The following is a 338-nucleotide window of genomic DNA, read 5'->3' as shown; positions in this document are numbered from 1 at the left end:
GAGAAGGTTGCCAATTTCACCAGGGAGAGGATCCCTGAGAGAGTGGTTCATGCCAGAGGAATCAGTGCTAAGGGTTTCTTTGAGGTTACCCATGACATTTCAAACCTCACTTGTGCTGATTTCCTCAGAGCCCCTGGTGTTCAGACTCCCGTTATTGTCCGTTTCTCCACCGTCGTCCATGAGCGTGCCAGTCCTGAAACCATGAGGGATATTCGTGGTTTTGCTGTCAAGTTTTACACCAGAGAGGGGAACTTTGATCTTGTTGGGAACAATACTCCGGTGTTCTTCATCCGTGATGGGATTCAATTCCCGGACGTTGTCCATGCCCTGAAACCAAA

1 protein-coding gene is annotated in these 338 nt (G+C 49.1%); it reads left to right on the top strand.

Translation table 11 applies throughout. The features are described 5' to 3' along the window. On the top strand, nucleotides 1-338 hold a 338-nt coding region (locus tag GQA99_RS20355; RefSeq protein ID WP_160057030.1), incomplete at both ends, for a catalase.

Source organism: Shewanella litoralis (genome assembly GCF_009828585.1).
GTDB lineage: Bacteria > Pseudomonadota > Gammaproteobacteria > Enterobacterales > Shewanellaceae > Shewanella > Shewanella litoralis.
Note: the sequence above shows the minus strand (reverse complement) of the source record. Positions and strands in the feature narration are given on the sequence as shown.